Genomic DNA, 14,226 nt, shown 5'->3' with positions numbered 1-14,226 from the left:
CCACTCTCCTGAATGCGCGAGAGGCTCACGTCAGCGATACGCTCCCCGCCATGGATGTGGTGAGCGACGCGATCTCGGCCGTACGCGTCGGGCGGCCGTCCTCCGACCGGGTGCGGGTCGCGGGACGCTGGTGCGCGCGGCTCGCCCCGTACGAAGGGGCCGGCTTCCACGTCGTCCTCGGGGGCAGCTGCTGGGTGCTCCCCGACGGCGGCGAACCGGTCGCGCTCGGCGCGGGCGACGCGGTGCTGCTCCCGCACGGCACCGGGCACGTCATCGCCGACGCGCCCGCCGACGCGGAGACGGTGGCGGGGGCGGTGCCCTTCGACCGCTGGGCCGGCGGAAGCCTCCCGCGCCCGCCCCGACCGGCCGCGCGCGGGACCGAGGTCACCCTGCTCTGCGGCAAGTACCGACTCGACCGCCACCACGCGCACCCCCTGCTCGCGGAGCTCCCGCCACTCGTCCACCTGCCGGCCCGCGACGGCGCCCATCCCGGGCTCCGGGCCGCCATCGGCCTCCTGGAGGGCGAGCTGGACGAACGGCGCCCCGGCGCGTCCCTCGCCCTTACCGGCCTGCTCGACCTGCTGCTCGTCTACATGATCCGCGCCTGGACGGCCGAGAGCACGACCGGGACGTGGCCGGCGGCCCTGGGCGACCCGGCGACGGCTGCCGCGCTGCGCGCGCTGCACTCCGACCCGGCCGCGCCCTGGACCATCGGCCGGCTCGCGGCCGAGGCGGGCGTCTCCCGCCCCACCCTGGCCCGCCGCTTCACCACCCTGGTGGGCCGTCCCCCGATGGCGTACCTCACATGGTGGCGGCTGACCCGCGCCGCCGCCCTGCTCCGGGACACCGACGCGCCCCTGGCCACGGTCGCCCGCCGGGTCGGCTACGCCTCGCCGTACGCCCTGTCCCACGCCTTCCGCCGCGAGTTCGGCACGACACCGGGGCGGTACCGGGACGGCGTCGTCAGTTCACCGGCTTCCGCGTCGGCTTCTGCGTCAGGTTCTTGAACGCGTCGAGGTTGCGCGTCGACTCGCCGCGCGAGACGCGCCACTCGTACTCCCGCCGGATCGCCGACGCGAAGCCCAGCTCCAGGAGCGTGTTGAAGTCGCCGTCCGCCGCCTCAAGGACCGAGCCGAGCAGCCGGTCCAGCTCCTCCGGCGTGACGGCGGCCAGCGGCAGCTTCCCGGCGAGGTAGACGTCGCCGAGGCCGTCGACCGCGTAACTCACCCCGTACAGCTTCAGGTTCCGTTCGAGGAGCCAGCGGTGGACGCCGGCCTCGTTCTCGTCGGGGTGGCGGATGACGAAGGCGTTGAGGGAGAGGGAGTGGCGGCCCGCCCGCAGCGACAGGGTGGTGAACAGCTTGCGCGTGCCCGGGAGCTTCACGACGTACGAGCCGGGCTCCGGGGACTCCCAGTCCAGCTCGGCGTCGTCGAACGCGTCCTCGATGATCCGCCGAACGTCCTCAGCCATGGTGCGAGCGTACGCGACGGCGGTTCTCCCGCAGCCGGTGGTCGTGCATGGCGGCCGTGTACACGTCCGCCGTGCCCGAGGCCGCCGTGTCCCAGCCGAAGGAACCGGCGTGCAGCGCCGCCGCCTCGCCCATCCGGGCCGACAGCGACGGGTCCGCCACGAACCGGCCGAGCGCGCGGGCGTAGTCCGCGGGGTCGTGCCCCTGGACGAGCAGACCGGTCACCTCGTCCCGTACGGCCACGGGCAGACCGCCGACGGCCGCCGCGACGACCGGCGTGCCGGCCGCCTGCGCCTCTATCGCGACCAGACCGAAGGATTCGCTGTACGAGGGCATGACGAGCACGCTGGCCGCGCGGAACCAGTCCGCGAGGCGGTCCTGCCCCACCGGCGGGTGGAAGCGCACGATGTCCGCGATGCCGAGCCGGGCCGCCAGCTTCTGCAGCTGCTCCGGCTTCGCCAGACCGCTGCCGCTCGGCCCGCCGACGACGGGGACGACCATGCGGGTGCGGAGGGAGGGGTCCTGCTCCAGGAGCCGGGCGGCGGCGCTGAGCAGGATGTCCGGGGCCTTCAGCGGCTGTATCCGGCCGGCGAACACGGGGATGAACGCGTCCTGCGGCAGACCGAGCCGGGCGCGGGCGGCGGCCCTGCCGTCGGCCGGGCGGAAGTGGTCGAGGTTGACGCCCGGGTGCACGACGGCGATCTTGCCGGGGTCCGCCTCGTAGAAGCGGGCGAGCTCGTCGGCCTCCTCGGCCGTGTTGGCGATCAGCCGGTCGGCCGCCGAGACGATCTGGGTCTCGCCGATCACCCGGGCCGCGGGCTCGGGGGTGTCGCCCTCGGCGAGCGCCGCGTTCTTCACCTTCGCCATGGTGTGCATGGCGTGCACGAGCGGGACGCCCCAGCGCTCGGCGGCGAGCCAGCCGACGTGGCCGGAGAGCCAGTAGTGGGAGTGGACCAGGTCGTAGTGGCCGGGGCGGTGGCCCGCCCACGCCTGCATCACGCCGTGCGTGAAGGCGCAGAGCTGCGCCGGCAGCTCCTCCTTGGCGAGACCCTCGTACGGGCCGGCGTCCACGTGCCGGACGAGGACGCCCGGGGTCAGCTCGACGACCGGGGGGAGGCCCCCGGTGGTGGCCCGGGTGAAGATCTCCACCTCGATGTCGATGGCGGCGAGTCGTTTCGCCAGCTCGACGATGTAGACGTTCATGCCGCCCGCGTCACCCGTGCCGGGCTGGTGCAGCGGCGAGGTGTGGACGCTGAGCATGGCCACGCGCCGGGGGGTGCGATGCCGGCCGGGGAGCCGGAGCCTGGCCGGCGCCGGGTGCCGGTGCCGGGTACCGGTGAACCGGGACACGTACTGGCTCACGTCGGCGGTCCTTCCGCTCGGGGGCTGAGCTGGCGGGCATGACAGGTGGAGGGCGCGGAACGTCCTCCAGCCGCGACAACACCGGAATCACCCCTTTCATTTCCGGCGGGGGCAGTGCTTTGCCAATTCGTTGCCGGGCAGGCCGCCCGGCCCGGGGCCTTCCCGGCACCCCCGACGCCGGGCCCGGGGCCTTCCCGGCACCCCCGACGCCGGGCCCGGGCCTCCCCCACACCCCTGACGCCCCGCCCGGCCCGGGGCCTCCCCCGCACCCCTTACGCTCGTGCCATGGCCCCGCGCACCACCCGCCCCGTCGGCACACCGACCCGCGGGACCACCAACCCGAACCGGCTGCGCCGCATGGACCGCTGGATCGCCGCCGTCCACGGCCCCGCCCTCCGTCGCTCCCCCGAACCGCCGCTCGCCGTCGACCTCGGGTACGGGGCCGCCCCCTGGACCGCCGTGGAGCTCCTGGCCCGGCTGCGCACCGCCGAGCCCCGCACCCGGCTCTACGGCATCGAGATCGAACCGGCCCGGGTCGAGGCCGCCAGGCCGTACGAGCGGGACGGCCTCTCCTTCGTGCACGGCGGCTTCGAGGTGCCGGTGCCGGGCCGGGTCGCCCTGATCCGGGCGGCGAACGTGCTGCGCCAGTACGACGAGGACCAGGTCGCGGCCGTCTGGGCGCGGCTCCGGGGCCGGCTCGCGCCCGGCGGGCTCCTCGTGGAGGGGACCTGCGACGAGATCGGGCGCCGGCACGTGTGGGTGGCCCTCGACGCGGACGGCCCCCGCACGGTGACCTTCGCGACCCGGCTGGGCTCGCTCGACCGGCCCTCGGACCTCGCGGAACGGCTCCCGAAGGCGCTGATCCACCGGAACGTGCCGGGCGAGCCGGTGCACGCCTTCCTGCGGGACTTCGACCGGGCGTGGGCGGCGGCCGCTCCGTACGCCTCGCTGGGCGCACGGCAGCGGTGGATCCGCTCCGTCCGCGACCTGGCGGCGGACTGGCCGCTGACGGACGGTCCGCGCCGGTGGCGGCAGGGCGAGGTGACGGTGCGGTGGGAGGCGCTGGCACCGCGGGGGTGACTCCCGGGTGACGGGGCGTCGGCCGCTGCCGTCCCCCCGGTTTCCCCAACTCCCGCTGAATTTCCCGTGCGCGGGGAACGTCCCGGGCGCATCACTCGTCCCCCGAGGGGGGGAACAGGCCGACAGACCCCGGTTTCCCCTGTCGCTTTGCGGTTTCGCATGGCACTATCGCCAGGTCACCATCAAGTTACTGACGGTAAATCAGATATGGGTCACTCGAGGGGGAGCTCGTGAACCGACGCCGCCACGCCACTGCCGCGATCACCGTGATCTGCGCCCTGACCGTGCTGGCCTCTCCCGCGCTGACCCTCCAGGCCTCGGCCGCGCCGCTCCCGCCTCCCCCGCCGAAGAAGAGCCTGGAGGAGGTGCGCGCGGAGATCGACGACCTGTACCGGAAGGCGGCCGTCGCCACCGACGCGTACAACCTCGCGGAGGAGAAGACCAAGGAGCAGTCCGCCGAGATCGTCCGGCTCGCCCGGATGATCGTGGACGGCCGCGAGAAGATCGACGACCTCAAGGCCAGGGCCGGCGCCCAGGCCCGAGCCCAGTACCGCAACGGCGGGCTCCCGGACGGCGCGCAGCTCGTCCTCACGAACGACCCGCAGCTCTTCCTCGACACCGCCGGACGGCTCAAGGCCGGAGCCAAGGCGACCACCGACCTGCTCGGCGAGATGAACCGCTCCCAGGCCGAGCTGGACACGTACGCCAAGGACGCCGGCACCAACTGGACCAAGCTGGAGGCCAACCGCGTCCGCCAGGCCAAGGCGAAGAAGGAGATCAACGCCAGGATCGACGCCGCGAAGAAGCTGGAGTCCGAGCTCGCCGCCGAGGAGCGCGAGCGGCTGCGGCGCCTGGAGGAGCAGGCCCAGATCCGGGCCCAGACGACCTGGCTCGGCACCGGCGTCCTCGACGGCCTGAAGGAGGGCGCGACGGCCGAGGGCAGGAAGGCGGTCGCGTTCGCCACGGACCAGATCGGCAAGCCGTACGTCTGGGGCGCGGAGGGACCGGGCTCGTACGACTGCTCCGGGCTGACCCAGCGCGCCTGGGGCGCGGCCGGCCTGGGGATCCCGCGCACCTCGCAGGAGCAGTGGCGGCTGCTCCCGCACGTGGACATCAAGGACATGCGGCCCGGCGACCTGATCGTCTACTTCAAGGACGCGAGCCACATCGGGATGTACGTCGGGAACGGGGCGATCGTGCACGCGCCGCGCCCGGGGCGGAACGTGACCCTCGCGGGCGCGGGCTCGATGGAGATCCTCGGAGTCGTCCGCCCGTCGTGACGCGAGCCACCCTCCGGGCTCCCGGGGGCGTGACCGGTGCCACGCCCGCCGCGTGACGTTTCTCATGGGTCCGAGGCCCCCGCGTGGAGCACGCGGGGGCAAGTACCTCCCTATCCGCGGCATATGCCAAGCGCGGCGCGCGCTCTCACAGCCTGATCACCATTCCGCTGCGCACCCCCCTACCGCTATGGTCCGGGACGGGCGGGACGCCACCCGGCGCCCTGCGCACCCTCGGGGGGAGGGAAGGAAACCCGGACCGATGCCCGTATCCGTACCGCGCCAGAGAAACGTCTCTGCCGCTGCGGGACCCGGCGACGCCACTCCACTGGACGCCACTCCCATGACAGGCACAGTCACAGGCACCGACCGCACCGATCTCACTCTCCTGGTCGTCGAGGACGACCCGGCGGGTGCCCTCGCCGTACCCGAACTGCTCGACGCCGCCGGCACCCGGGTCCGCATCCGTACCGCGCGGAACCTCACCGAGGCCGAGCGGCTCCTCACCGACGACGTCCACTGCGTCCTCGTCGACCTCTCCCTGCCCGGCCCCCGGGCCGCCGCCGGCGACGACCCGCTCGCCCCGCTGCGGCACATCCTGCGCCTCGCCCCGCGCCACGCCGTCCTCGCGCTCGCGGCCTCCGCCGACGCCGAGCTGGCGGCCGAGGCGGTACGCGTCGGGGCCCAGGACCACCTCTTCCGCGAGGAGCTCGACGGGCGGCTGCTCAGCCGCGCCATCCGGTACGCCGTCGAACGCAAGCGGGCCGACGCCGTCCAGGTGAAGCTCGCCGAGTCCCGGCTGCGCGCCCAGGAGAACGCCCGCCTGGAACGCGGACTGCTCCCCACGCCGCTCCTGGAGGGCTCCGACCTGCGGTTCGCCGCCCACTACCGGCCCGGCCGCTCCCGCGCCCTGCTCGGCGGCGACTTCTACGACGTCGTGCGCACCCCCGACGGCACCGTCCACGCCATGATCGGCGACGTCTGCGGGCACGGCCCCGACGAGGCCGCGCTCGGCGTCGAGCTGCGCATCGCCTGGCGGGCCCTGACCTTCGCGGGCCTCTGCGGAGACGAGCTGCTCTCCACGATGCAGCAGGTCCTGGAGCACGAGCGGGAGAGCGACGAGATCTTCGCGACCCTCTGCACCGTCGACATCGCGCCCGACGGGCGCCGGGCCGGCCTCTGCCTGGCCGGACACCCCTCACCGCTGATCGCCCGGCAGGGGCGGGCCGCACGCCTCCTCCCGTACGAGGACGGCGGCCCGGCCCTCGGACTGCTCCCGCGCGCCCGCTGGCCGCGCCGCCAGGTCGAGCTGGGCGGCGCGTGGAGCCTGCTCATGTACACGGACGGGCTCATCGAGGGCCGCTCGGCGGGCCCCGGCTCGCCGCGGCTCGGGCAGGACGGGATGGTCGCGATGATCAACCGCCAGCTGTCCTCGGGCCTGCGGGGCGAGGAGCTCCTGGAGGCGGCCGTGACGGAGGTCCGGTCCCTGAACGGCGGCGAGCTGACGGACGACGTCGCCGTCCTGGCCCTGGAAAGGGACAGGACCCGGGGGTAAGCCCCGGGCCCTGTCCGCACTGTCCGTTATCCGTACTGTCCGTACCGTCGTTCCGTCTCGGTCTGCCGGCTACCGGCCGCCGTTGTACGGGCCGTACGGTCCGTCGCTGCTGGAGCCGCCGCCGCGGCCGCCCCGGCCTCCGCCGGAGACCTGCGCGAGCGCGGGGCGCACGTCCACCATGAAGACGATGGCCGCGACCAGACCGGCGATCTGCAGGAAGAGCATCGGCAGCAGCAGGTTCAGGGCGAGGTTGATGCCCAGGATGATCAGCCAGAACTTCTTCGTCTGCTTGTCGGCGGCGCGGTAGGCGTCCTCACGCGCCATGGCGGCGAAGACGAGCGCGGCGACGGCGAAGCCGGTGAAGACCAGGAAGATCACGAGGGAGAGAAGGGAGTCGAATCCCGCGCGCAACATGCTGAGCACCGCCTAGGGGGATGGAGAGAGAGCGCCTCGCGGTCAAGGTACCCGGTACAACGCACCGGGTACCCGGATTGGTGCCCGGCCCTACTCCTTCTCGGCGGCGACGGCCGCCTTCTTGGCGGGGGCCTTGCGGGCGGCGGGCTTCCGCGCGGGCGCCTTCCCGGGCTCGGCGGCCTCGGCGACGGGGGCCTCGCGCTCCGGCTCCGGCTCGACGACCACGGCGATCTCGGTGATCTCCTCGGCGGCCTCGCCGCGCCAGGCACGGACGGCCTCCTCGCCGTGGGCGGCGACCTCCTCGTACTTCTCGCGCGCCTTGACCGCGTACTCGGCGGCGACGCCGACCCCGCGCAGGGCCAGGTCCTGGGCGGTCTCACCGAGCTTCTTGAGGTCGGTGTCGAGGCTGCCGACGACCTCGGCGAGCTTCGACTGCACGGTGGCCTGGGCCTCCTTGGCCTGCGTGGACACCTTCTCCTGCACGGCCTTCGGGTCGGTCTTCCGCACGGCGTCGATGCGGGCCGGCGCCTCGGCGGCGAGCTGCTCGATCAGGCCGGGGACCTTCTTGGCCTGCTGCACGGCGAGGTCGGCGGTGCCGGCGGCGAAGTAGAGAGGGGTACGCAGTTCGTCGATGATGGCCATGCTGGTGTTCCTCCCGGAGGTGACTACTGGCTCGAAGGCGGTGTGGCATCCGGCGCGGCGTGCGCCGCCTCGGCGGCGTTCTCCTTGCGGAAGGAGTCGTAGATCTGGAGCAGCACCTGCTTCTGCCGCTCGTTGATCGAGGGATCGGCCAGGATGACGCCGCGCGTCTCCAGCTCGTCCCGCTCCTTCTCGTCGAGGATCCCCGCCCGTACGTAGAGCGTCTCGGCCGAGATCCGCAGCGCCTTGGCGACCTGCTGGAGGACCTCGGCGCTGGGCTTGCGCAGCCCGCGCTCGATCTGGCTGAGGTACGGGTTCGACACCCCGGCGGCGTCGGCGAGCTGCCGCAGGGAAAGCTGCGCGGTCCGCCGCTGCTCGCGGAGGTAGTCGCCGAGATTGCCGACGTTGAGCGATGCCATGCTCCGAAGATGCCAGCCTTTGCTAACTATTGCAAGCAGGTGCTTGCAAGAGTCGCACCCGGCTCCCTACGCCGCCACCTCCTCCCCCGACGGGCCCAGGGCCACGGCGGTCAGGGCCAGACCTCCGGCGACGAGCCACCGGCCGTGCAGGACCGGCACCCTGCGGCCCGCCACGTACGGGCCCGGGACGAGCAGGCGCGCGGTGAACCGCCCGTCGGGCAGCAGGGTGATGTCGGCCTCGTCGAAGTCCAGCCACGACCGGGTCAGCGGGAACCACACCTTGTACACGGACTCCTTGGCGCTGAACAGCAGCCGGTCCCAGTGGGTCGAGGGATGCGCGCGGGCGAGGCGCGCGTGCCGCTCACGCTCGGCGGGCAGCGCCGTGTACTCCAGTACGCCCGGCCGCAGCGGCCCGTGCGGCTCGGCGTCGATGCCCAGGCCGGCCAGCGCATCGGCCCCGGCCACCACCGCCCCGCGGAAGCCGGCGCAGTGCGTCATGCTGCCGACGAGCCCGTCCGGCCACAGCGGCTCGCCCTTCGGCCCCGGGAGAACCGGGGCCGGCGGGACACCGAGGTCCGCCATGGCCAGCCGGGCGCAGAGCCGCACCGTGTGGAACGCGTCGCGCCGCCCGGCCGCCGACCCGGCCACCACCGCCGCCTCCTCCGGGTAGGGGGCGACCGGCTCCAGGTCGTCGAGACGCTCGGCGCGAGCGACGCGGGCCGGCAGGATCCGGGCGAGCAGACCCGCCTCCCGTACCGGCGCCGGGAGGGGCGACGGCGGCACGAGGCCCGGATCCGGCACCCGGACCGGCACGGAAAGCGGCGCCCGCACCGGAACGGGGGACGGTGCGGGCGCCTGAACAGGGGTTTCCCGGGGGGTCACTGGCAGCGGGCCGTCTCCGGCCGGACGACCAGGCGGACCCGGGTGAGGACGTCCGGCGGCAGCGCGCCGCCGAGCTCCCGGCCGTACCGGTCGGCGAGGCGCCGGAAGAACACGCCCTCCGTGTCCGGCTCGATCCGGTGCACACGGCCCCGGACCTCCAGGTACCGGTACGGCCGCTCCGGGTCGTTGACCGACACCGACACCCGGTCGTCCCGCGTGACGTTCGCGTACTTGACCCGCGTGGTCGACGTGGAGAACGACAGCTCACCGTCCTCCCACAGCACCCACATCGGGTTGACCTGCGGGGCGCCGTCCGCCCTGAGCGTCCCGAAGTGGCAGAAGAGCGGCCGGGTCAGCAGGTCCTCATGACTGTCGGGCACCACCTGCCGGGCCATCAGGCGCCACTGCCGGCGAGGGCGGGCACGCGCTCCAGGTCGTCCGCCGCCCGCAGCGCCACCGCCCGGATCCAGGGCCGGGCCCGCTCGGCCAGCTTCGTCAGCGGCCCCGCGGGCGCGAGTTCGACGTGCAGCGTCCGCTCCGAGGAGTCCCGGGCGATCGCCTCCGCGCACAGGTCCCACCGGACCGCCGACGTGAGCTGGGCGACCAGCCGCTGCCGGAGGTCCTCGGGCCCGGCCACGAGCGCGCCGTCGCCGTTGCCCAGCAGCGCCGCGTCCGGGGTCCGCCACGGCGCGCGCGCCACGGCCTCCGCGAACTCCTCCCGCGCCGGGGCCATCGCCGCGGTGTGGAAGGCCCCGGCCACGTCGAGGCCCACCACGCGCACCCCGCGCGGCGGCTCCGCGAGGAAGGCCTCCGTGGCGGCCACGGGACCGGCCGCCACGAACTGGTGGCTGCCGTTCCAGTTGGCCACGGTCAGTCCCCCGGCGTGGATCGCCTCGACGATCGCCGCGTCCGGCGCACCGTCCCGCTTGGACGGCATGCACGCCAGCATCCCGGTCGGGGCGACCGCACACGCCGCCGACATGGCCCTGCCCCGCGCCCGGGCCAGGGCGACCGCCGTCGCCGGGGAGAGGTACCCGGCCCCGGCGGCGGCCGCCAGCTCGCCGACGGAGTGCCCGGCGTACAGCACCCGGCCGGGAGCCGCGTCGAGCCGGTCGCGCAGCCGGTCGAGCGACAGCAGCGCCGTCGCGGTGATCAGCGGCTGCGCGACCGCGGTGTCGCTCATCGCGACGGCGTCCCGGCCGGCCGCCGCCAGGTCGAACCCGGCGGCCTCCGACCACTCGGCGAGCAGGTCCGCCCCGCGGGCCGACCCCTCCAGCCAGGAATCGAGCATCCCCGGTCGGTGCGCCCCCTGTCCCGGCACGGTGATCACGTAGTCGTACACGATGTCTCGCTTTCGTCGGAGGAGGTCATTCGCCGCTGCTCGCCGCGGCGAGGGAGTCCGCGGGCCGGCTCAGCGTGATGGCGCGTTCCACGGTCAGCACGAGCTGTCCGTCACCGGTCCGGGAGACACCGGAGAACACCGTGGTGTCCCCGTCCGTGTCGCCCCGCTCCACCTCGTGCACGAGGAGTTCACCGGCCCGCACCGCACCCTCGAAGCGCAGGTTGCGCGCCGAACCGAACACGAGCAGCCGCCCGGGCTCGCCGTCCCCGGCGTCGAGCGCGACCAGCAGGCCGCACGCCTGCAGGAAGGACTCGAGCACGAGCGTCGAGGGGAGCCGGGCGGGTCGCGCCGATCCGGCGTGGCCGCCCAGCTCGTGCCCCGACACGGCCTTCACGGCCGTCAGCGCACCGGGCCGGTGGGCCAGGATCCGGTCGACGTGCAGCGCGGGATGCCCGTACGGCAACAGGTCGGCCGGGTCCGGATAGACGTCCGGAGGGCTGCCCGCCCGGTCGTCCGCGTGGTCGGTCATGACGCGCACCTCCAGGTCGCCGCGATCCGGGCGCACCGCCGGCCGTCGACGGTGCAGTTCGTCGACGTCGACAGGAGGGGGCGCTCGCCGGTGATCCGCGTGTCGAACTCCACCTCGTCCCCGGCCAGTACCGGGAGACTGAACCGGGCCGACTCGACGGACACCAGCTCGATCCCTCCGACCGTGCCGTCCAGGTGGAGTTCGAGCATCTGCTGCACGCCCTCGATCAGGAACACCCCGGGGTACACCGTCAGCGAGGGGAAGTGCCCGGCCAGGTACGGGTCGTCGGCGCGCACCCGCTTGCGGCCGACGCATCCGCCGTCCCGCGACTCGACCGTGTCCACCGCGGTCAGCGGCACCTGCCGGCCGGCGGTCACCGCTTGCCGTCCCGGCGGCGGAGCAGCACGAGCACCGCCACCACGGACACCGCGGCGAGCACCACCGACACCCACATCACCTGGTGGAACGCCGAGGCGTGGGCCGAGGCCAGGGTGTGGGCCTGGTCCGGATACCGGGCGAAGAGCTGCTCGACGTCACCCGCGGCGAGCTCGTCGGCCGCGCGGGCGGCGTCCAGGCCCGCGGGCAGGGAGGCGTCCGCGAGCCGCGTGTGGACGAACGACGCGACCAGCGCGACCACGACCACGGAGGCGAGGGACTCCGCCGCGAGCCGGATCGTGTTGAACATGCCCGCCGCCATCCCGGCCGAGGTGTTCGGCACGGAGCCGACCGCCGCACCGTCCATGACTCCGTTGAGCACACCGACACCGGCTCCGGTGACGATCAGCGGGACCGCCAGCACCCACAGGGCGCTGTCGCCCTCGGCGAAGGTCAGGCCGAACGCGCCCGCGCCGATCAGCGCGAGGCCCCCGGCCAGGATCAGCCGCAGCGGCACACCCGCGGCGCTCAGCCGGCCGGACACCATCGGCACCAGGAAGATCGGCACGGTCAGCAGCAGGATCCGCAGACCGGCCTCGCCGTTCCCCAGGCCGCCCACGCTGAGGAGGAAGGCGGGGAGCAGCAGGAGCAGGCCGATGAACCCGAAGGCGAACTCGATGTTGACCAGGTTCACCGTCAGGAACTGCCGGTCGGCGAACAGGCTCATCTCGAACATCGGGTTGCTCGTGCGCCGTTCGTGGACGACGAACAGGGCGAAGGCCAGTACCGCGCCCACGAACAGGGCGATCGTGGTCCCGGCCGCCCACCCCGACTGCGGGCCCTCGATCGTGCCGATCGTGAGCAGCAGCAGCGCGACGGTGAACAGGCCCGCCCCGGCGAAGTCGAACCGGCTGCCACCCCGGTTGCGGGACTCCTGCAGGGCGAGCGAGCCGATCAGACCCAGCGCCACGATCACGGCGTGGAAGCCGAACACGGCACGCCAGTTGAACAGTTGGGCGATCACGCCGCTGATGGTGGGGCCGAGGGCGAGCCCGGCGCCGATCACGACGCCGACGAGACCGAAGGCCTTGGCCCGGGCGGGGCCGTCGAAGGCGTTGGCCACGATGGCCGTCATCGACGTGACGATGGCGCCGGCCCCGATCCCGGCGGCGGCCCTGGACACGTCGATGACGACGGTGTCCTGGGCCAGGACGGTGACCAGCAGCGACACCAGGTACAGGCCGGCGCCGACGCGGAAGATCCGGCGCCTTCCGTACTGGTCGGCGAGGACGCCGGTGGCGAGCATGGTGCTCGCCGCGGCGACGTTGTACGCGTTGACCACCCATTGGAGGGGGGCGAGGCCGCCGCCGAGATCGGTGCCGATCCCGGGCAGCAGCAGCGGCGTGCCGCTGACGCCGAGGGGGACGATGACGACCGCGACCGCCGCCACCGCGAGCACCAGCCACGAGGGGGTGCGGGGTGCGCGGGTGTCGTCGGTGCCCGTGTGGAGGACGGACTCCGTGCTGGTCACTGTGGGAGCTCCCTGTCTGTGACGTCTGGGCTTACGCGGTGAGCGAGCTCGCGAACGAGGCGAGGGCGCGCACGAGGGAGTTGGCGGGCAGGTCGGCGAAGAGGACGTCGTGGTGGCTCAGCGCCTTGTCCTCGACGAGGTCGAGGCGGCTGATCGCCGACAGCTGGGCCAGTTCCTTCGCGGCCTCCAGCGAGGAGCCGTTGGTGAACGCGGAGGCGTAGGCCAGCACCGGGACGTCGATCTCCGCGGCGTGAGAGGCGCGCAGGCCGAGGAGCTCGGTGATCTCGTTCTGCCGCAGCGAGTCCGCGGCGATGAGGTCGAGCAGCGTGCGGCTCAGGGTGCGCCACTGGAAGGCGCCCGCGCCGAGGGAGTGGGCGTGCGCGACGACACCGAGCCGGGTCGGGCCGTCCTGCACCCAGTCCCCGTTCTCGAAGTGACCGGCGGTCACCCCGTAGCCCGGCTTGGCGTTGCCCAGGTTGACCAGGGCGGCGAAGACCTCGTGGTTGGTCGGCGAGGACGGCACCGGGTACCGGTCGGGCAGGTGGGCGGCGAGCGGCGAGACGGCGGTGGGCTGCTCCAGGAGCGCGCGCGACGCCAGCTTGTAGAAGAGCGCGGCGGACTCCGGCGGGCCGTCGAAGCCGAGGGTGGCCGAGGTCGAGGTGTCCGTCTCGAACACGCCGCCCGCGCGGATGCCGCCCAGCCAGCCGCGTGCCGTGTCGATGTCGATGCCGAACTCCATGCCCGCGCCGCGGAAGGCGTTGAGCGCACCGCCGTCGACGAGGACCAGACCGTCGACGCTGCGGTGGCCGGCGACGCCGTCGAAGTCCCAGGCCGCGTAGTGCACGACCTCGGCGGCGCCGACGGAGTGCCCGCCGAGCAGGACCTTGCGCCCGCCCTCGGCGGCGGCCGCGACGGCGACCCGCAGGTCCTCGACGAGGACCTCCAGGCCCCACTCGGCGTACTCGGCGAGGCGCGCCTCGTCAGGGCCCTGGTAGCGGCCTTCGAGGTAGTAGGAGAGGGCCTCTTCGAGGGGCGCGTCGGCCTGGGAGATGTCGGTGAGGAACACCTCGCGCCGGTCCATCGCCCAGAACTGCACGCCGGGCGCGACCGCGGCGAGGGTCCGGCCGAGGGCGGTGAACCCGGCGGCCGCGCCCTCCTTGCCGCCGAGGAACAGGACGACGGTGGAGGCGTCGGGGTCGCCGATCTTCAGCAGGCCGATCCGGGCGTCCGTGCCGGGTCCTGCGGTGACGGGAAGGGTCACGTACTCCTCGCGCCAGGGGTAGTACGAGGTCGTCCGGGCTGTGTCCATGACGGGTGGTCCTTTCGCTGGGTTCGGGCTCGGGGGGGGTGCTG

The 14,226-nt window shown here is 73.9% G+C and carries 16 protein-coding genes; 4 read left to right on the top strand and 12 right to left on the bottom strand.

Features of this window, described 5'->3' with window-relative positions; all coding sequences use genetic code 11:
- Window positions 1-50: 50 nt before the first annotated feature.
- Window positions 51-1,007 (top strand): AraC family transcriptional regulator, encoded by a 957-nt coding sequence (locus ACN9MM_RS21350; RefSeq protein WP_426365097.1) that lies wholly within the window; start codon window positions 51-53, stop codon window positions 1,005-1,007.
- Here ACN9MM_RS21350 and ACN9MM_RS21345 read toward each other — a convergent pair.
- Window positions 964-1,470 carry a YbjN domain-containing protein gene (locus tag ACN9MM_RS21345; RefSeq protein WP_426365096.1) on the bottom strand — a complete coding sequence of 169 codons (507 nt, stop codon included), beginning with the start codon at window positions 1,468-1,470 and terminating at the stop codon, window positions 964-966. The genes ACN9MM_RS21350 and ACN9MM_RS21345 overlap by 44 nt on opposite strands.
- Window positions 1,463-2,830: a D-inositol-3-phosphate glycosyltransferase gene (gene mshA / locus ACN9MM_RS21340; RefSeq protein ID WP_382867855.1), complete on the bottom strand. Its 1,368-nt coding sequence runs from the start codon at window positions 2,828-2,830 to the stop codon at window positions 1,463-1,465. Before mshA ends, ACN9MM_RS21345 begins: the two co-directional genes overlap by 8 nt.
- Before the next feature lie 285 nt (window positions 2,831-3,115).
- Between mshA and ACN9MM_RS21335 the strand changes: the two genes are divergently transcribed.
- The 3 genes from ACN9MM_RS21335 (at window position 3,116) to ACN9MM_RS21325 (ending at window position 6,742) form a co-directional block, all read left to right on the top strand.
- A complete protein-coding gene (locus ACN9MM_RS21335) occupies window positions 3,116-3,910 on the top strand; it encodes a class I SAM-dependent methyltransferase (protein WP_426365095.1) in 795 nt (264 codons plus the stop codon).
- A 230-nt stretch (window positions 3,911-4,140) separates the two neighbouring features.
- Window positions 4,141-5,190 (top strand): NlpC/P60 family protein, encoded by a 1,050-nt coding sequence (locus ACN9MM_RS21330; protein ID WP_426365093.1) that lies wholly within the window; start codon window positions 4,141-4,143, stop codon window positions 5,188-5,190.
- Between the two features lie 340 nt (window positions 5,191-5,530).
- Entirely contained in the window at window positions 5,531-6,742 is a 1,212-nt protein-coding gene (locus ACN9MM_RS21325) for a PP2C family protein-serine/threonine phosphatase (RefSeq protein ID WP_426365092.1), read from the top strand.
- A 69-nt stretch (window positions 6,743-6,811) separates the two neighbouring features.
- Here the strand turns inward: ACN9MM_RS21325 and ACN9MM_RS21320 are convergent, their stop codons facing one another.
- The 10 genes from ACN9MM_RS21320 to ACN9MM_RS21275 form a co-directional block, all read right to left on the bottom strand.
- Window positions 6,812-7,156: a DUF2516 family protein gene (locus ACN9MM_RS21320; protein ID WP_382867859.1), complete on the bottom strand. Its 345-nt coding sequence runs from the start codon at window positions 7,154-7,156 to the stop codon at window positions 6,812-6,814.
- A 90-nt stretch (window positions 7,157-7,246) separates the two neighbouring features.
- Complete coding sequence (locus ACN9MM_RS21315) at window positions 7,247-7,798, bottom strand: hypothetical protein (RefSeq protein ID WP_426365091.1); 552 nt, start codon at window positions 7,796-7,798, stop codon at window positions 7,247-7,249.
- A 23-nt stretch (window positions 7,799-7,821) separates the two neighbouring features.
- Window positions 7,822-8,214 (bottom strand): helix-turn-helix domain-containing protein, encoded by a 393-nt coding sequence (locus tag ACN9MM_RS21310; RefSeq protein ID WP_426365090.1) that lies wholly within the window; start codon window positions 8,212-8,214, stop codon window positions 7,822-7,824.
- 66 nt (window positions 8,215-8,280) lie between these two features.
- The gene (locus tag ACN9MM_RS21305; protein ID WP_426365089.1) at window positions 8,281-8,997 is read right to left on the bottom strand and encodes a 4'-phosphopantetheinyl transferase family protein; all 717 of its coding nucleotides are present in this window, start codon (window positions 8,995-8,997) and stop codon (window positions 8,281-8,283) included.
- A gap of 95 nt (window positions 8,998-9,092) precedes the next feature.
- Window positions 9,093-9,476, bottom strand: a complete 384-nt coding sequence (locus ACN9MM_RS21300) for a PPOX class F420-dependent oxidoreductase (RefSeq protein ID WP_426365088.1) — start codon at window positions 9,474-9,476, stop codon at window positions 9,093-9,095.
- Window positions 9,477-9,490: 14 nt separating this feature from the next.
- On the bottom strand, window positions 9,491-10,417 hold the full coding sequence (locus tag ACN9MM_RS21295; RefSeq protein ID WP_426368790.1) for an ACP S-malonyltransferase: 927 nt from the start codon (window positions 10,415-10,417) through the stop codon (window positions 9,491-9,493).
- Between the two features lie 46 nt (window positions 10,418-10,463).
- Window positions 10,464-10,967 (bottom strand): 3-hydroxyacyl-ACP dehydratase FabZ family protein, encoded by a 504-nt coding sequence (locus ACN9MM_RS21290; RefSeq protein ID WP_426365087.1) that lies wholly within the window; start codon window positions 10,965-10,967, stop codon window positions 10,464-10,466.
- On the bottom strand, window positions 10,964-11,344 hold the full coding sequence (locus tag ACN9MM_RS21285) for a 3-hydroxyacyl-ACP dehydratase FabZ family protein (RefSeq protein ID WP_426365086.1): 381 nt from the start codon (window positions 11,342-11,344) through the stop codon (window positions 10,964-10,966). Before ACN9MM_RS21285 ends, ACN9MM_RS21290 begins: the two co-directional genes overlap by 4 nt.
- The gene (locus ACN9MM_RS21280) at window positions 11,341-12,873 is read right to left on the bottom strand and encodes an MFS transporter (RefSeq protein ID WP_426365085.1); all 1,533 of its coding nucleotides are present in this window, start codon (window positions 12,871-12,873) and stop codon (window positions 11,341-11,343) included. The genes ACN9MM_RS21285 and ACN9MM_RS21280 overlap by 4 nt, the downstream gene beginning before the upstream one ends.
- Before the next feature lie 31 nt (window positions 12,874-12,904).
- Window positions 12,905-14,182, bottom strand: a complete 1,278-nt coding sequence (locus ACN9MM_RS21275) for a hypothetical protein (RefSeq protein WP_426365084.1) — start codon at window positions 14,180-14,182, stop codon at window positions 12,905-12,907.
- Between the last annotated feature and the right edge of the window lie 44 nt (window positions 14,183-14,226).

This window comes from Streptomyces sp. E-08, assembly GCF_049913095.1.
Classification (GTDB): Bacteria; Actinomycetota; Actinomycetes; order Streptomycetales; family Streptomycetaceae; genus Streptomyces.
Note: the sequence above shows the minus strand (reverse complement) of the source record. Positions and strands in the feature narration are given on the sequence as shown.

What these genes read in the sequence shown, in the direction of transcription:
- ACN9MM_RS21325 (WP_426365092.1), top strand. Translation starts at nt 5,531, where the DNA reads ATGACAGGCACAGTCACAGGCACCGACCGCACCGATCTCACTCTCCTG.
- ACN9MM_RS21315 (WP_426365091.1), bottom strand. Translation starts at nt 7,798, where the DNA reads ATGGCCATCATCGACGAACTGCGTACCCCTCTCTACTTCGCCGCCGGC.
- ACN9MM_RS21335 (WP_426365095.1), top strand. Translation starts at nt 3,116, where the DNA reads ATGGCCCCGCGCACCACCCGCCCCGTCGGCACACCGACCCGCGGGACC.
- ACN9MM_RS21290 (WP_426365087.1), bottom strand. Translation starts at nt 10,967, where the DNA reads ATGACCGACCACGCGGACGACCGGGCGGGCAGCCCTCCGGACGTCTAT.
- ACN9MM_RS21350 (WP_426365097.1), top strand. Translation starts at nt 51, where the DNA reads ATGGATGTGGTGAGCGACGCGATCTCGGCCGTACGCGTCGGGCGGCCG.
- ACN9MM_RS21320 (WP_382867859.1), bottom strand. Translation starts at nt 7,156, where the DNA reads ATGTTGCGCGCGGGATTCGACTCCCTTCTCTCCCTCGTGATCTTCCTG.
- ACN9MM_RS21310 (WP_426365090.1), bottom strand. Translation starts at nt 8,214, where the DNA reads ATGGCATCGCTCAACGTCGGCAATCTCGGCGACTACCTCCGCGAGCAG.
- ACN9MM_RS21345 (WP_426365096.1), bottom strand. Translation starts at nt 1,470, where the DNA reads ATGGCTGAGGACGTTCGGCGGATCATCGAGGACGCGTTCGACGACGCC.
- ACN9MM_RS21275 (WP_426365084.1), bottom strand. Translation starts at nt 14,182, where the DNA reads ATGGACACAGCCCGGACGACCTCGTACTACCCCTGGCGCGAGGAGTAC.